Here is a 14,843-nt window from a genome sequence, read left to right as displayed (position 1 = left end):
GCCCGCGCGTGAGGAGCCGTTACGTGCAGTCCTGGGTCGTCGGCGCCGCCGCGCTTTATTTCGCCGTCCTGTTCGCGGTGGCCGTCTATGGCGACGCGCGCAAGCCCGCCTGGCTCACCGGCCGGCTGAGGCGCTGCTCCTACGCGCTCGGTCTCGGGGTCTACTGCACGGCCTGGGCGTTCTTCGGCGCGGTCGGCTACGCCGCCTCCGCCGGCTACGCCTATCTCGCGCTCGCGATCGGGCCGGCGCTGGCGATCGGCCTGTTCCACCCGCTGGTCGCGCGGGTGATCCGCGTCGCGAAGGCGCAGAACATCACCTCGGTCGCCGACTTCATCGGCGCGCGCTACGGCAAGAGCCAGCCGGTGGCCGGGCTGGTCGCGCTGGCGGCCATCGTCGGCGCGCTGCCCTACATCGCGCTGCAGCTCAAGGCGATCACCGCGGCGCTCGGCGTCGCGCTCGGCCCGCAGGCCTTCCAGTCGTTCGATCCCGCGCTCGCGGCGGCCCTCGGGCTCGCCTTGTTCGCCGCCCTGTTCGGCACGCGCCAGGTGGACGCGACCGAACGCCATGACGGGCTGATGCTCGCCGTCGCCACCGAATCCGTCGCCAAGCTCGCGGCCTTCGTCATCGTCGGCGGCTTCGTGCTGTGGGGCGCGTTCGACGGGCCGGCCGACCTGTTCGCCAGGGCGAGGGCAGCCGGCGTCTCGGCGCCGTTCGAGCAGGCGCCCGCCGCGGCGCCCTTCGCCGCCATGCTGGTGGTGTCGTTCTGCGCCGCGCTGCTGCTGCCGCGGCAGTTCCACGTCACGGTGGTCGAGGCGCGCGATCCGTCCGAGGCCCGCAAGGCCGCCTGGCTGTTCCCCGTCTACCTGCTGGCGATGGCGCTGTTCGTCGCGCCGGTCGCGCTGGGCGGCCTCGTCGTCTTCGCGCAGGCGCCCGGATCGCCGCCGCCCGATCTCTACGTCCTGGCGCTGCCGCTTGCGGTCGACGCGCCCGCGATCGCGGCGATCGCCTTTGTCGGCGGGCTTTCGGCGGCCACCGCCATGGTCGTGGTCGAGACGGTCGCGCTCGCGATCATGGCTTCGAACGACCTCGCCGTCCCCGCGCTGCTGCGGGGCGGCGGCTCCGCGCGGCGCGGCGACATGGTCCGCCGGCTGCTCACCATCCGCCGGGTCGCGATCGTCGCCATCCTGCTGCTGGCTTATGCGGCCCACCGGCTCGCCGGCGGGGCGGAGCTCGCGAAGCTCGGGCTGATCGCGCTCGCCGCCGCGGCCCAGCTCGCGCCGGCGTTCTTCGGCGGCCTGATGTGGCGGCGCGCGACCGCCCGCGGCGCAGTCGCCGGCCTGCTGGCCGGGCTCGCGGTCTGGGCCTGGACCCTGGTGATCCCGAACATCGCCTTCGCGGCGCGGCTGACGGCGGAAGGCCCGTTCGGCGTCGCCTGGCTGGCGCCTCAGACCCTGTTCGGCTTCGGGTTCGACGACCCCTTCGCGAACGGCGTGTTCTGGAGCCTCGCGCTCAACGCCGCGGCCTTCGTGCTCGCCTCGCTGAGCCGCGGTCCGAGCGCGATCGAACGCCAACAGGCGGAAAGCTTCGCCAATGACGGCGCGCCGCAGGATGCCGGCGTCTCGGCCGCGCCGTTCCGGCCCTGGCGAGCGCGCGTCACCACCGCGGACGTGAAGCACGCCGTCGCGCGCTACATCGGCGCGGAGCGCGCGGAGCGCGCCTTCCTCGGCTACGAGGCCGGCCGCGGCGGCGCCGTGGCCGAAGACGGCGAAGTGGACGTGCAGACGCTGCGTTTCGCCGAGCATCTGCTCGCGTCCGCGATCGGCGCCGCCTCGTCCCGGATGGTGCTGTCGATGCTGCTGAGCCGCCGGAACGTCACCACCCGGGACGCGCTCCAGCTGCTCGATGACGCCTCCGCCGCGCTGCAGTCGAACCGCGACGTGCTGCAGACGGCGCTCGACCATGCGCGCCAGGGCATCACCGCGATCGACAAGGACATGAAGCTCGTCGCCTGGAACCGCGAATTCCGCGAGCTGTTCGACCTGCCGGAGGAGATGATCTACCTCGGCGTCGGGCTCGACGACATCTTCCGCTTCAACGCCGCGCGCGGGCTGTACGGCCCGGTGCACGCCGAGGAGTTCGTCGCCGACCGCATCCAGCGCTTCGTGGTGCGGCTCGAGACCATGCGGACCCGCCTGCAGCCCTCGGGCCGGGTGATCGAGATCCGTTCGGCCCGCATGCCGGACAGCGGCGTGGTGACGACCTACACCGACATCACCGAAACGGTCGCCGCGCAGCAGGCGCTCGAGGTCGCGAACGAGAACCTCGAACGGCGGGTGCGCGAGCGCACCCGCGAGCTGACGCGCCTCAACCAGGAGCTCGCCCGCGCCAAGACCGTGGCGGACGAGGCCAACATCTCGAAGACGCGTTTCCTCGCCGCCGCGAGCCACGACATCCTGCAGCCGCTGAACGCGGCCCGGCTGTTCTCCACCAGCCTCATGGAGCGGATCGGACCCGACCGGGAGGAAGGCCGGCTGGCGCGCAACGTCGAGGCTTCGCTCGACGCGGTGGAGGAGATCCTGTCGGCGCTGCTCGACATCTCCCGGCTCGACACGGGCGCGATGCGGCCGGAGCTCTCGGCGTTCCGGCTCGACGACATCACCGCGCAGCTCGGCCGCGAGTTCGCGCCGGTCGCCGCGGAGAAGGGGCTGAAACTCAGCGTCATCGGGACCAGCCTCACCGTCCGGTCGGACCGCAAGCTGCTGCGCCGGCTGCTGCAGAACCTGATCTCGAACGCCATCAAGTACACGCCGCGCGGCCGCGTCATCGTCGGCGTCCGCAGGCTGAAGGGGCGCATCCGCGTCGAGGTCTGGGACACCGGCCTCGGCATCGCCTCGGGCCAACAGCAGCTGGTGTTCCGCGAGTTCAAGCGGCTGGAGCAGGGCGCGAAGGTGGCGCCGGGCCTCGGCCTCGGCCTCTCGATCGTGGAGCGCATCGCGCGCGTGCTCGACCACCCGCTGACGCTGCGGTCGCAGCCGGGCGTCGGATCGGTGTTCTCCGTCGAAATCCCGACCACCGTGGCGGCGCCTCCGGCGCGGGCCGTCGAAGGTCCCGCCGCCGCGAACAGCTCGCCGCTGTCGGGCCTCGTCGTGCTCGCGATCGACAACGAACCCTCCATTCTCGAAGGCATGTCGACGCTGCTGACGGGCTGGGGCTGCACCGCGCTCACCGCCGCCAGCCAGCGTGAGGGAGAACGCGTAGTCCACAAGCATAAGTTGACGCCTGATGTCCTGCTTGCGGACTATCACCTCGATGAGGCCGACGGCCTTGAGGCGATCGTGAACCTGCGATGGAAGCTGGGGACGCCGATACCGGCCGTGCTCATCACGGCGGACCGCTCGCCGGGGTTGCGGAATCTGGCGGCCGAGAAGGACATCCAGGTCCTGCCGAAGCCGATCCGGCCGGCGGCGCTCCGGGCGCTGCTGGCGCAGCTTCTCGCGCGGCGCGCGGCGGCGGAGTAGCCCGCGGCCGGGCGCCTCCGCCGCGCCGGATCGCGATCCACCCGCTGGCCGCCGCCGACCTGCGGATCGTCCGCTGGACGCTTCAGAACGACGACCGCTTCCGCCTGTCGCATCTCGGGCCCCTGCTCTGCTCCGCCCTCACGGAGCGGCTGCGGCGGCCCTGGATCGAGAAGGCGCAGGCGGCGGCCGCGGCCGTGCCCGACGACTGGAGCGTTACGCTGCCGCCGGTCCTCATCGTCGGGTTCTGGCGCAGCGGCACCACCCTGCTCCACGAGATGCTCGCGGCCGACCGGAGCTTCGCGGCGCCCTCGCTCATCGACGTGCTGTGCCCCGCGGACGCGCCTTATCTCCGCAAGGCCAAGCTGAGTCTCACCGGCGCGATCGCCACGCTGATGCCCGCGACGCGCGTGGTCGACAGCGTCGCCGTCACCCCGCGCAGCCCGCAGGAGGAGGAGGCCGCGCTCTGCCACCTCGGCGCGCCCTCGAGCTTCGCCGCGGCCTATTTCCCGAAGAGGCGTGAGGCGATCCTGGAGGAGGCGCTGTTCTTCGACGGCGCGCCCGACGCGCGCGAGCGCTGGCGCGCGGCGCACGACCACTTCATGCGCCTGTTGACGGTGAAGTATCCGGGCCGCCGCATCCTGTTGAAGAACCCGTCGAACTCGACGCGCATTCCCGACCTGCTGGCGCTCTACCCTCGCGCGCTGTTCGTGCGCATCGACCGGGACCCGGCCGAGGTCGTCCCGTCATTCCAGCGGATGACGGACGTGGCGAACGAGGCGTTCTCGCTTCAGGGCCGCGCGCCGCCGCTTGACCGCGAGGCCGCCATCCGCTTCCACGCGCGCGTCATGGCGAAGCTCGACGCGGACTGGCCGAAGATCACACCGGAACGGCGCGTGGAGGTGCGGTACGAGACGTTCGCGCCCTCGCCGCTGCGCGGCGTCGACGCAATCTACGAGAGTCTCGGCCTCGAACGGTCCGTGGAGGCCCGACGCCGGCAGAAGCGGTTCTGGCTGCGGCGCGGGCGGACCTGGAGCCCGCCGGCGATCGCCGCCGCTCAGGCCCGGCCGAGCCTGCCGCTCAGCCCGTGACGCGCTCCGGCCACTGGCCCGCCTCGATCTTCGAGGCCGCGATGACCGCCTGCGTGCGGCTCTCGACCCCGAGCTTGGCGAGAATCGCGGAGACGTGCGCCTTGACGGTCGCCTCCGACACGCCGAGCTCGTAGGCGATCTGCTTGTTGAGCAGACCCTGGCTCAGCATCATCAGAACGCGCACCTGTTGTGGCGTCAGCGAGCCGAGGCGGGACACGAGCTTCGCCGAGGCGTCGTCGCCGGCGCTGGAAAGATCGAGCTCCGGCGGCGTCCAGGTGTCGCCGGCGAGCACGGCGCGCACGGCGTCGCGCATCTTCTCGACGTCGAGCGTCTTGGGAATGAAGCCCGAGGCTCCGAAGTCCATGCAGCGGCGGATCGTGGTCGGGTCCTCGTTGGCCGAGACCACGACCACCGGCGTCGCCGGGTACTGAGCGCGCAGGTACATCAGCCCGGAAAAGCCGCTGACGCCGGGCATGGTGAGATCGAGAAGCACGAGGTCGAACGAATCGCCCTCAAGCGTCTTCGACGCGTCGTCGAACGAACCGGCTTCGACGATCTCCGCCGCTTCGCCCTTCACCGCCTCTTTGAGAGCGGTGCGGAAAAGCGGGTGATCGTCTGCGATGAGGAGGCGGAACGAGGATTCGGCTGTCGTCATGTAAACGTCTTAGCGCCCCGTCGATACCAAAGTCGATGCGTTAGAACGCCTCTCCGCGCAATGTTCAACACTTTACGCGACCAGAACCTAAAATTTCTACCCGATCGCAATTATGCAGGCTCCGCACCTTTGTTGCGCTGCAACGAAAGGCTTAGCCAAAGCCGTCCCGAAGGCCGTCATCGCGGGTTCCGATGAAGTGAATCACGATCTCCCGCTCGTGCGGACGGTCGCGATGCTCGACCAGATAGAGCGCCTGCCACTGGCCGAGCGCGGGCCTGCCGCCGAGAACGGGGACCGACAGCGACACTCCCGTCAGAACCGCCTTCACATGGGCCGGCATGTCGTCCGGGCCTTCGAGATCGTGCCGCCAGCCCGCGTCGCGCGGCGCGAGGCGGTCGAGGGCGTCGACGAGGTCGAGCCGCACCTCCGGGCTCGCGTTCTCCTGGATCGTCAGCGAGGCCGAGGTATGCCGCACGAACAGCGTCAGGAGCCCGTCGCCGGCCGCGCCCTCGCGCAGCGCCTCGGCGACCTGACGGGTGACGTCTGTGAGGCCGGGCCCGCGCGTGGCGACGACGACGCGGCGCATGACCTGATGCGGCGCCGGACCGGCCGCGACAGGATCGGACTGGGAAGATCGCTTCGACATGCGGCCAACATGGCGCGGTTCGGGCTTGCGGCGAAGCCCCCGCTCCGGGCTTGCTGCGGGGGAGCGACGAATCTCCCCGAAGGCCGCCATGACACGTCCGCTGATCATCGATCCCGCCCGCTTCGCGCCCGACGCCGCGCCTGCGGAGACCGACGCGCTGAACGCGCGGCTGATCGCCGAAGCGGCGCGTTCGGCGGACGCGTGGTCGATCGGGCCGGCGGCGGTGCGCGCGCGGCGCAGGCAGGGGCTGTCGCCCTTCATCGGCGAGCCGAAGAGCCAACGGGCCGAGATCGTCGAGATCGAGGGCCCCGGCGGCCCCCTTCCCCTGCGCGTGATCGCGCCGGAGCGTCCCCGCGGAGCCTATCTCCACATCCATGGCGGCGGCTGGACCTTCGGCTCCGCGGACCAGGACGATCCGCGGCTCGAGCGCCTGGCCTCGGGCCTCGGCCTCGCCTGCGTCTCGGTCGAGTACCGCCTCGCCCCCGAGCATCCCTATCCGGCCGCGCCCGACGACTGCGAGGCGGCCGCGCTTTGGCTCGCGCGCGAAGCCGCCGGACGGTTCGGAGCCGGGCGACTGCTGATCGGCGGCGAATCGGCCGGCGCGCATCTCGCCGTCGTCACCATGGCGCGGCTGCGGGACCGCCATGGGCTGACGCCCTTCGCGGCGGCGAACGTCACCGCGGGCTGCTTCGACCTCGGCCTGACGCCGAGCGCGCGCCGCGGCGCCGAGCGTCTGGTGCTGAGCGTCCGCGATCTGCGGATGTTCACGGCGATGTATCTTCAGGGCGGCGAGGACCGCGGCGCGCCGGACGTGTCGCCGCTCTACGCCGACCTCGCCGGGCTGCCGCCGGCGATCTTCACGGTCGGCGGGCGCGACCCTCTGGTGGACGACACGCTGTTCATGGCCGCGCGCTGGACGGCGGCCGGCGCCGGCGCCGAACTCCATGTCTGGCCGGGATCGGCGCATGTGCACGTGGCGCTGCCGGACCCGAACGCCGCGCCCGCGCTCGACGCCATCGAGGCCTTCCTGGCCGCGGCGCTGGCCTGAGCGGCGCTCAGTCCGGGAAGGCGAACACGACCCGCGTGCCCTTGTGCTGCGGATCGCGCTCCATCTGGGACTGGATGCTGGCCGCCATGGTCCGGATGATCTTCTTGCCGAGCCCGGTGCCGCGCGGCGCGACGTCGTCGGCCGAGCCGACGCCGTCGTCCTCGACCACGAGCGACAGCAGCGCCCCGTTCCGGCCAAGCCGGACGCGCACCGCGCCCTCGACGCCGATCGGATAGGCGTACTTGAACGCGTTGGTGACGAGCTCCGTCACGATGACGCCGATCGAGACCGCCCGGTCGGTCGCGACCTTCACGCGCTCGACGCTGACCTCGATGCGGTGCGGGCGGTCGGCGGTCTTCAGCGAGCTTTCGAGCTCCTCCGCGAGACCGCGCAGATACTCCTCCATGTCCACGGAGCGGACATCGTCCGAGGTGTAGAGCCGCCGGTGGATCTGGGCGATGGCGAGGATCCGGGCCTCGGTCTCCCGCATCATGTCGCGCGCCGGACCGTCAGGCACGGCGCCGGACTGCAGATGCACGAAGGCGGACACCAGCTGCAGGCTGTTCCCGACACGGTGGTTCACCTCGCGCAGCAGCGCCTCGGCGCGGTCGCGGGCCTCGACCACGGCGCGCTCCGCCGCCTCCTTGAGCCGGCGCGTCTCCACATGCTGGATCGCCTGGGCGACGGCGGCTCGCAGCAGCGCCATGAACTCGCCGGCGACGTCCTTGACGACGTAGTCGATCGCGCCCGCCTTCAGGGCCGCGATCGCGATGCGCCCCTCGTCCGATCCGGTGACGTAGATCACCGGAGGCGCTTCCGGCAGCGCGCCGATCGCGGGCAGCAGGTCGAGCCCCGTCTCGCCCGCGAGGTAATGATCCAGCGCGACCGTGTCGAACGAGCGTTCGCCGAGCAGCGCAAGCGCCTCGGCGCATGTGGCGACCGCCGTCACCTGGTAGCCCGCGCGCGTCAGATCCTTGGCGACGAGACGGCGCAGCGCCTCGTCGTCGTCGACATAGAGGACGCTGCGCGGGGCTCCCGGGGGCGCGGCCGCCGGGCTCATGCGTCGGGCACCTGCATGACCGACAGGAACAGGCCGAGCTGACGGATCGCGGTGGCGAAGGTGTCGTAGTCCACCGGCTTGGTGATGTAGACGTTGCAGCCGAGATCGTAGCAGCGCTGGATCTCGACCTTGTCGTCGGTCGTCGTCAGCACGACCACCGGCGCGCGCTTCAGGCGCTCATGCGTCTTGATCACGCCGAGGATGTCGATCCCGGTCATGTCGGGCAGGTTGAGGTCGAGCAGGATCAGGATCGGCCCATGCGCCGTCGTGTCCTCCGACTGCAGGAAGCGCAGCGCGGAGGTGCCGTCGGCGAAATGGCGAATCTCGTTGTTCACGCCGGCGCGGCGGACGTTCTTCTCGATCAGGCGGGCATGCCCCTCGTCGTCCTCGATCATGACGATCACGACTGGGCGCTGGTTGGCGGTCATGCGGCGTACGTCTCCGATTGCGGCGCCTTGTAGACGGCCGGAAAGCTCAGATGGAACGTCGAGCCCTTGCCGGGCTCGGAGGTCAGCGTGATGACGCCGCCGAGCCTGCGCACGCTCGCGCGCACGAAGGCGAGGCCGAGGCCCTCGCCCGGCTGGTCCTGGGCTCCGGCGCGGCGGAACAGCTCAAACACCCGCTCATGATCGCGCGGATCGATGCCGCGCCCGTTGTCCTCGATGTCGAATTCGGCGCGATGGCCGGCGTAGCGGCCGCGCACGACGATGCGGCCCGGGCGCGACCTGTCGAGGTACTTTACCGCGTTCTCGATCAGATTCTGCATGATCTGCTCGAACGAAAGCCGGTCCGTGACCAGCGTCGGCAGATCGCCGGCCACGACGATTTCGGCGTCGGCGCTTTCCGTCTGCTGGCGCAACGTCTGCGCGATCGCCTCCACCATCTGGTCGACGCGGATGGTCTCGGGCGTGATGACCCGCCGGCCTTCGCGCGACAGCTTCAGGATGGCGTTGATCAGACGATCCATCTTGGCCGTCGAGGCACGGATGAAGCCGATCGCCTCGGGGAGATCCTCGTCGACCGCAAGCCGGGCGTCCTCCGAAATCTGGTCGGGCGCATGGCGCGCCAGAACGTCCATCTGTTGCTTCAGCGTCTTGCGCGCGGCGTCGAGCTCGGAGGTGAAACCCATCACGTTGACGAGCGGCGCGCGCAGGTCGTGGCTCACGATGTAGGCGAAGCGCTGGATCTCGGCGTTCGCCGCGACGAGGTCGGAGGTGCGCTCCTGGACCGCGGCCTCGAGGCCGGCGTTCGCCTGCGCAAGTTCGCCATGCGCGGCCTTGATCGCGCGGGCCTGGCGCCGGACGACGAGCTGGGCCGCGAAGGCCAGCCCCGCCGCGAGCAGCAGGCCGAGCGTCACCACGGCGAGCTGGAGATTGGCCGTCCGTTCGGCCCGCGCGAGGCCGCTCTGGAAACGCTCGGTCTCGACCGCGACCATGCGGTCGGCATGGTCGCGCAGGCGCACCATCCTCTCGCGGCCTTCGCCCGTCCGCACCAGTTCGACCGCCTCGTCCCAGCGGCCAGAGCGCGCGTATTCGAGCGTCCGGGCGAGTTCGCCGAGCTTCTCGTCCAGCAGCCGGACGAGCTCGCGGGCCTCGTCCTGCCCGCCTTCCGCGGCCGCGTGGGCCAGCAGATCGGAAACACGCGCCTCGCGCCGCTCGATGGCCTCGTTGTAGGGCGCGAGATAGGTGTCCAGGCGCGCGAGCAGGAACCCGCGCTGGCCGGACTCCGCGTCCTGGGCAACGTCGAACACCCGGCGGATGTCGGATCGGTACTCGAGCGTCGTCGCGACCTGGCGGTTGAACGCGGCGTTGCGCTTGGCGAGCCAGACCGAGGAGGCCCCGACCACCGCGAGCGCGCCGAAGCCCAGCGCCAGAAGCAGGACCTCTTTTCGAGCCTTACGTTCGCCGGATGGCGCAGCGTCCATGACGTTCCCGCGCGATCGGCGCCTCACGGCGTCTCGCGACGCTCGCGGCGACGTCGCGTTCTGTTTCTCGCGAGCCCCTACGCTCCACATGAGGCCAACGGCGGACGGCGTCCAGCGCGAAGATGCATTGGCGGGATTTTTTCCCGGCGGTTTCGCCCGGGCTGCTTAACGCATGATCGAAAGCGACTGCGCCCCTGCGCGGTCGAGCGCCTTTCGCCGCACGTCCACGCTGCGCCAGTTGAACCGCATCCGCACCCGCCCGTTTGCGAGCCGGCGGACGCCCGGCGCCGTCGAGACGCCGACGGGCGCGCCGAAGGTCGCGACCGGCACTGAGCCGGTGAGCTTGAAGCCGCGGGCGGCGAGGATCGCCCGCACCCGCACGCAGTAGGCCACCGAGCGGTGGGAGAAACGGGTCTCGCCGTGGCCCGCGCGGTACTTCATGACCGTGCCGCAGATGTCCTCGCCGGTCATGCGCCAGGCGTCGCCGAGGTAGCGCACGCCGTAGCGGACGTTGGTCGCGGGATCGAACAGCTCGTTCAGCGGAGCGCGGAAGCCGAGCATGCGGGCGGTCGACGGCAGCACCTGCATCAGCCCGATCTCGCCGACGCCGCCGACCGCCTGCGGGTTGAAGCCGCTCTCGACCTCCGCGACCGCCTCCGCGAGCTCGGCCGGCACGCCGTTCTCGGCCGCGGCGACACGGATCAGGCCCCGGATCACGGCCTCGTCGCCCGCGGTCTCGGGAGCTTTGGGCGCGGCGACCGTCTCCTGCGGCGCCGGGGGAGCGACGGCGGGCGTCGCGAGGCCCGCGGCGGGGGCCGGCTCCGGAGCCTGGGGCGTCTCGGCCCGGACCTCCGGAGACGCGAGCCCCGCGAGGAGAACAAGGATGGCGGTCCGCATCATCGGTCGCGTGGAACCTCGTCGCGCGCGTGAGCCACCGGTATCGCATGACCTCCCCAGGCGGCGAAAGCGCGGCGGCGACGTCTCCCGAGCTTGTCATGTTCCGGCCTTTCGGCCTGCGGACGCGTTAGCGTTTCGCCAAAGCCTTGCTGTCATCATGCGGTCCGACCGCCGCAAGGCCTGACCGGAGCGCCGACCGATGACCGCGACCCACGCCGCAGGCGACACGCGCCGCTCGTTCCGGTTCGACCGCTGGACCGTCGTGACCGCGGTCGCCTTCGCGCTCGCCGGCGCCCTGCTCGCCGCGCTCGCCTACCGCGCCCTGCGGGAAAGCGGCGGCGGCAACAGCTACGCGCTGCTCGCCGACGCCTGGCTCCACGGCCGGTTCTGGAGCACGGCCTGCTTCGACAGCGACTGCGCGGTGTTCATGGAGAAGATCTACGTGATCTTCCCGCCGGTCCCGGCCTTCTTCGCGCTGCCCGTCGTGGCGCTGTTCGGCCCGAACGCCTCCGGCTTCCTGATCATCTCCGGCGCTCTGCTCGCGGTCACCGGCTGGACCTGGTGGACGATCGCCGCCCGCCTGGGCGCCGACCGCGAGGCGCGGCTCTGGACCACGCTCGCCTTCGTGTTCGGAACGCCCGCGATCTACGTGGCCCTGCGCGGCGACGCGGTTTGGTTCTTCGCGCAGGCGGTGGCGCTGCCGCTGGTGAGCCTCGCGCTGCTCGCGGCGCTCGACCGCCGGCTCTGGCTCGCAGGCCTGCTGATCGGACTCGCCTTCCTGTCACGCCAGATGGCGCTGTTCGTGGCGCCCTTCGTCTTCGCGCTGTCGCGCCCCAAGGACGAGCCGCTGATCGCCTTCGACCGCGAGACCATCGCCGACGCGCTCAAGATCGGCGCGCCCATCCTCGCCGCCATCGCCGCCTACTGTCTCTACAACTGGCTGCGCTTCGGCGCGCCGATGGAGACCGGCTACAAGTACATCGCCGCCTACCCCGCCGAGAACGACCGCAACTTCATCACTTGGCGGATCATCGACATCGGACTGTTCGCGAAGGACTACTTCGTCTTCAACGTCGCCCACATGTTCCTGCAGGGCTTCCACATCGAGTTCGGCGGCAAGTACATGACCGAGATCGTGCGGATGGACCAGATGGGGACGTCGATCCTCGCCGCGAGCCCGTTCGTGCTCTACGCCTTCTACGCCCGCCCCGACGCGAAGCTGCTGGTGGGCCTCGTCGTCGCCGCGGTGATCGGCGGGATCACGCTGTTCTACCACTCGAACGGCTTCTCGCAGCACAACGTGCAGCGCTACGCGCTCGACTGGCTGCCGGTGATCTACCTGCTGCTGATCGCCGGCGCTTTCACCGGCGCCGCCGACAAGGTCGCCGAGCGGCTGAAGCCGTTCAAGCTTCTGACGACCTACGCCATCGGCCTGAACGTCGCCGCCTTCGCGGTCGTGGCGATCACCAAGGGCGGGTGAGACCCTAGCGCGTCAATGCGCGCCCGCCTTCGAGAACAGGTTCAGCACCACGACGCCCGCCACGATCAGCCCGACGCCCGCGATCGCCGGCGCGTCGAGCTTTTGGCCGAAGGCGAGCCAGCCGACGAGCGAGATCAGCACGATGCCGGCGCCCGACCATACGGCGTAGGCTACGCCGATCGGGATCGTCCGGAGCGTCAGGGACAGGAAGTAGAACGCGACGGCGTAGCCGAGGATGGTCAGGATCGAGGGACCGAGCCTGGTGAAGCCCTCGGTCGTCTTCATCGCCGAGGTGGCGAACACCTCGCACAGGATCGCCGCCGTCAGGTAAAGCCAGTTCATCGTCCCGCTCCCGTCTTTGTCCGCGACGGGGCTTAGCACGGGATCGCCGGAGCGCGAGGCGGGACGCCCCCGCCCCCTCACATCCCCCGGAACGTCAGCAGACGGTGGCCGACATAACTCGTCGCCGCGCCGATGCCGATCGCGGCGGCGTGGGCGATGGGCTCGACCCAGAGCGTCCAGCCCACGGCCGGCGCGAGCCAGTGCACGAAGGCGAGCGCGAGCAGCCAGACCTCGACGGCGCCGACGAGGTTCACGACGACGAACTTCCAGAGCTGCGAGCGGGCGTCGCCCTCGCGCGCCTCGAACACGAACAGGCGGTAGAGGAAGAAGCCCACCACCATGCCGATACCGTAGGCGACCAGAACCGCGGCCGAGAACGGCATGATCTCGTTGAGCGGGAATCGCGCCGCCCAGTTCACGAAGGCCGCGAAGCCGCCCGCGAGCAGGAAGCGGCCGATGCGGCGAAGCTCCGCCGGGCTCATGCGGGCGCGCAGAGCGGGCGGCAGGACGGCGACGAGGCTCTGCATCGCCGCCTCACCACAGCCGGCCGACAGGGGCGATCGCCGCGACGAAGGCGAGCGCCATCACCGCGCCGAGCGCGATGCTCGGTCGGTCTCGGACCGCGAAGGCGACTGGGTCGTCGTGGAGTTCGTCGCGGCCCGAGAGCACCCAGACGCGGCCGAGCCACAGGAACAGCACGCAGGGGAAGGCCCAGAGCGCGCCCGGCGTCTGGTACATGCCGGCCGGGAACGCCTCGTTGAAGATGTAGAGCACCATGACCAGCACCGCCGACATGCCGGTGGCCGTGCCCATGCAGATCAGGAACGGCGCGTCGGCGGCGACGTAGCCGCGGCCCGCGGCCTTGTCCTTACCCGCAAGCGCCACCCGCACCATCTCGGTGTGGCGCTTGGCGAAGGACAGCGAGGCGAAGATGAACATCGAGAACACCAGCAGCCACGGCGACGCGACCACGCCCGCGAGCGCGACGCCGATGACGAGCCGCATCGTGAACAGGCCGGCGAGCGTGAACACGTCGAGCACCGCGACCTGCTTCAGCCGGAACGAGTAGGCGAGGGTCACGACGAGATAGCCGAGCAGCGCGAAGAACGCCCCCCACCCGATCAGCGCCGCGCCGCCGAGCGCGACGGCGATGCCGATAGGCGCCGCGGCGAGGCCGGCCGCGATCGGCAGCCGGCCGCTCGCGAAGGCGCGGTCGCGCTTCGACCAGTGCCGGCGGTCGTCATTGATGTCCCAGAGGTCGTTCAGCAGATAAGTCGACGACGCCAGAATTCCGAGCAGGACGAAGCCCGCGAGCGTCACCGCCCAGGTGTGGAGGTCGAGCGCCTCGCCGCCGAGGATCATCGGCACGAACACGAGGGCGTTCTTGGCCCATTGGTGCACGCGGGCGGCCTTGGCGACGGTCTTCACGCCGACCCTCGGGCGCGGGATGACGGCGAGCGGCGGACGGATGGCCTGCGCGGCCTTCAGCGTCGAGGCGCGCGCCCCGACCACCACGGTCTCCTTGGCCGCGCGCCACACCGGCAGGTCGGCGGCGGCGTCGCCGGCATAGGCGAAGCCGTCGGGAAAGCGCTTCGTCAGCGCGGCGGCCTTGGCCTCGCCCTTCAGGTTCGAGACGCCGTCGCTCGCGATCACGCCGTCGACGAATCCGAAGCGGGCGGCGAGCTTGGCCGCGACCAGCGCGTCGGAGGCGGTGGCGAGATGGATCTCGCGGCCCTTCGCGCGCTCCGCCTCGATGAAGGCCACGAGCTCCTCGTTGACCGGCAGAGCCTCCACGTCGATCTCGACGCTTTCGGACAGCCGCCGCTTCAGCGCGGCGCGCCCTTTCAGCATCCAGAACAGCAGCGTGAAGATGCGCAGCGGATTGCGCAGTAAGACGAGCGCCTGCTCGGCGAGCAGGTCGCCGCGGATCAGCGTGCCGTCCACGTCGACCGCCAGCGGCGCGAGGCCGGACGGCGCGGGGCGGCGGACCTCCTCGACCAGGGTCATGCTTGCGGCCCTCATGCCGGCCTCCGTTCGCGTGCGTCCGGTCGAGCGCGCCGGCGCCAGCCGGACGCCTGTCGTAAGACGCATGACGTTCTGCTATCGCGTTCGGGTTAAAATCCGCCCTATGTCCGCCGCGATTGTCGAGGCCTTCTCTCCGCGCCATACGTCGCGCGGCTTGCTT

General features: G+C 70.9%; 13 protein-coding genes. 4 read left to right on the top strand and 9 right to left on the bottom strand.

What is annotated here, in order from left to right:
• Window positions 1-23 precede the first annotated feature (23 nt).
• Both ACFSCV_RS05365 and ACFSCV_RS05360 read left to right on the top strand, forming a co-directional pair.
• Window positions 24-3,518 (top strand): hybrid sensor histidine kinase/response regulator, encoded by a 3,495-nt coding sequence (locus ACFSCV_RS05365; protein WP_378797734.1) that lies wholly within the window; start codon window positions 24-26, stop codon window positions 3,516-3,518.
• A gap of 194 nt (window positions 3,519-3,712) precedes the next feature.
• Window positions 3,713-4,606, top strand: coding sequence for a sulfotransferase family protein (locus ACFSCV_RS05360; protein ID WP_378797732.1), 894 nt, complete (start codon window positions 3,713-3,715; stop codon window positions 4,604-4,606).
• Here ACFSCV_RS05360 and ACFSCV_RS05355 read toward each other — a convergent pair.
• Window positions 4,596-5,261: a response regulator transcription factor gene (locus ACFSCV_RS05355; RefSeq protein WP_271200679.1), complete on the bottom strand. Its 666-nt coding sequence runs from the start codon at window positions 5,259-5,261 to the stop codon at window positions 4,596-4,598. The genes ACFSCV_RS05360 and ACFSCV_RS05355 overlap by 11 nt on opposite strands.
• 151 nt (window positions 5,262-5,412) lie before the next feature.
• Complete coding sequence (locus tag ACFSCV_RS05350) at window positions 5,413-5,847, bottom strand: secondary thiamine-phosphate synthase enzyme YjbQ (RefSeq protein WP_378797729.1); 435 nt, start codon at window positions 5,845-5,847, stop codon at window positions 5,413-5,415.
• Between the two features lie 148 nt (window positions 5,848-5,995).
• Here ACFSCV_RS05350 and ACFSCV_RS05345 point away from each other — a divergent pair, with 148 nt between their 5' ends.
• Complete coding sequence (locus ACFSCV_RS05345) at window positions 5,996-6,955, top strand: alpha/beta hydrolase (RefSeq protein ID WP_378797727.1); 960 nt, start codon at window positions 5,996-5,998, stop codon at window positions 6,953-6,955.
• A 7-nt stretch (window positions 6,956-6,962) separates the two neighbouring features.
• Here ACFSCV_RS05345 and ACFSCV_RS05340 read toward each other — a convergent pair whose 3' ends face one another.
• The 4 genes from ACFSCV_RS05340 to ACFSCV_RS05325 all read right to left on the bottom strand — a co-directional run bounded on the left by ACFSCV_RS05340 (window position 6,963) and on the right by ACFSCV_RS05325 (window position 10,836).
• Complete coding sequence (locus ACFSCV_RS05340) at window positions 6,963-8,015, bottom strand: sensor histidine kinase (protein WP_378797725.1); 1,053 nt, start codon at window positions 8,013-8,015, stop codon at window positions 6,963-6,965.
• Window positions 8,012-8,443, bottom strand: coding sequence for a response regulator (locus ACFSCV_RS05335; RefSeq protein WP_378797723.1), 432 nt, complete (start codon window positions 8,441-8,443; stop codon window positions 8,012-8,014). Before ACFSCV_RS05335 ends, ACFSCV_RS05340 begins: the two co-directional genes overlap by 4 nt.
• Entirely contained in the window at window positions 8,440-9,939 is a 1,500-nt protein-coding gene (locus ACFSCV_RS05330; protein WP_378797721.1) for a sensor histidine kinase, read from the bottom strand. The genes ACFSCV_RS05335 and ACFSCV_RS05330 overlap by 4 nt, the downstream gene beginning before the upstream one ends.
• A 165-nt stretch (window positions 9,940-10,104) precedes the next feature.
• Window positions 10,105-10,836, bottom strand: a complete 732-nt coding sequence (locus ACFSCV_RS05325) for a lytic transglycosylase domain-containing protein (RefSeq protein WP_378797719.1) — start codon at window positions 10,834-10,836, stop codon at window positions 10,105-10,107.
• A 199-nt stretch (window positions 10,837-11,035) separates the two neighbouring features.
• Between ACFSCV_RS05325 and ACFSCV_RS05320 the strand changes: the two genes are divergently transcribed.
• Window positions 11,036-12,316, top strand: coding sequence for a hypothetical protein (locus ACFSCV_RS05320; protein ID WP_378797717.1), 1,281 nt, complete (start codon window positions 11,036-11,038; stop codon window positions 12,314-12,316).
• 12 nt (window positions 12,317-12,328) lie between these two features.
• Here the strand turns inward: ACFSCV_RS05320 and ACFSCV_RS05315 are convergent, their stop codons facing one another.
• The 3 genes from ACFSCV_RS05315 to ACFSCV_RS05305 all read right to left on the bottom strand — a co-directional run bounded on the left by ACFSCV_RS05315 (window position 12,329) and on the right by ACFSCV_RS05305 (window position 14,680).
• The gene (locus ACFSCV_RS05315) at window positions 12,329-12,658 is read right to left on the bottom strand and encodes a DMT family transporter (protein ID WP_378797715.1); all 330 of its coding nucleotides are present in this window, start codon (window positions 12,656-12,658) and stop codon (window positions 12,329-12,331) included.
• Between the two features lie 77 nt (window positions 12,659-12,735).
• Complete coding sequence (locus tag ACFSCV_RS05310) at window positions 12,736-13,185, bottom strand: GtrA family protein (protein ID WP_378797713.1); 450 nt, start codon at window positions 13,183-13,185, stop codon at window positions 12,736-12,738.
• Between the two features lie 7 nt (window positions 13,186-13,192).
• Window positions 13,193-14,680, bottom strand: a complete 1,488-nt coding sequence (locus tag ACFSCV_RS05305; protein ID WP_378797711.1) for a UbiA family prenyltransferase — start codon at window positions 14,678-14,680, stop codon at window positions 13,193-13,195.
• Window positions 14,681-14,843: the final 163 nt, after the last annotated feature.

The sequence above is a fragment of the Methylopila henanensis genome (assembly GCF_042681025.1).
Classification (GTDB): domain Bacteria; phylum Pseudomonadota; class Alphaproteobacteria; order Rhizobiales; family Methylopilaceae; genus Methylopila; species Methylopila henanensis.
The sequence above is the reverse complement of the archived record's forward strand: the minus strand, read 5'-3'. Positions and strand labels throughout refer to the sequence as shown.